The organism is Paenibacillus sp. 01T422 (assembly GCF_056398785.1).
Genome location: NZ_JBFTQB010001332.1, coordinates 1 through 1,160, shown reverse-complemented (window position 1 = coordinate 1,160; position 1,160 = coordinate 1). Strand labels below are relative to the sequence as shown.

At 47.0% G+C, this 1,160-nt stretch carries 2 protein-coding genes; both read right to left on the bottom strand.

What is annotated here, in order from left to right; genetic code table 11:
- A partial coding sequence (locus tag AC1DUA_RS38495; RefSeq protein WP_477504701.1) for a fructose-bisphosphatase class III occupies positions 1-295 on the bottom strand: 295 nt, incomplete at its 3' end.
- 226 nt (positions 296-521) lie between these two features.
- The coding region (locus AC1DUA_RS38490) for a beta/alpha barrel domain-containing protein (RefSeq protein ID WP_477504700.1) at positions 522-1,160 on the bottom strand (639 nt) is incomplete at its 5' end.

The following is a 1,160-nucleotide window of genomic DNA, read 5'->3' as shown; positions in this document are numbered from 1 at the left end:
GGTCTCCTTTAACCAGTTGTATTTTTTCTTCCGGATAATAAACTAACACCGTAAAATTATTGATTTCATGATCCGTCCAAACCTCACGGAACAAGGCTTTGATTTTCTCTTTTACGGTACCCGAACCGTTTCTTAGGACATGCTGAAATGCCTGGAACTCCCCATGCAAATCACTGACAAAATGCTCAGTCCCCTTGGGAAGATTGGAGATCGCTTCAAGGTCGATGATTGCTGTTACAACTTTTTCTTCCGTATCATATTTCTCGGCCAATAAATCTAGAAACTGCGCATCCAAAACAGATGCCCCCCTTCAAGGAAATTTGGTGATGTATAAGAGTTTTTTAAAATGGGGCTAGCCGCGTACCTTTAAGCTTAGTTTAAACAGTAAAGGGAATAACTATTAGGTTTCCCAGGTTCCTTTTGGTAATCTTGTTAACAGCTATTATAATTGAAGCTTTCCACGCTCCTCAGAGCACGAAAAAAGCCCGCGTCTGTAATCACGGGCTTGGCTATCGTCTCTATTAGGAGATCGACGCTTCGTATATGGACCGAATGGATCGAGTCAGCATCTCGTTGAACTGCTCATTCGACTGTTGATCAGACAAACCTTCAGCCAATGCACGGGAGAAGCTAGCGATCAAGCCGTGACTCCGGGCCAGTCGTTCGTTGGCTTCTTCCCGCTCATATCCGCCAGACAGTGCGACGACCCGAGCGACGTGTGGCTCGTTCATCAGATCACTGTAGAAATCGTCCTCAGTTGGGATCGAGAGTTTCAGGATAACAGTCACATCGGGTGCAAGAGTGGACAGCTGCTTGAAAATTTCGTCCTTCAAGATCCGTTCTGATTCCCCTTTGTCTAAGCTGTTAATATCGACTTCGGGCTCGATGATGGGAACAAGTCCTGCAGCCCAAATTTGTTTACCGAGCTCGAACTGCTGCTCCACTACCCTGCGAATCCCTTGCGGATTCGCCTCGTGAATGATCGAACGCATCTTAGTTCCGAAGATGTTGCGCTCGACCGCACGCCGGAGCAAGCCGTCCAAATCGGGAATCGGTTTTAGTACTTGCACGCCGTCCTCGGAATCTGCCAGCCCCTTATCTATCTTCAAAAAAGGTACGATACCTTTCTTCTCCCACAAATAGTCGGCTGTGAATAGACC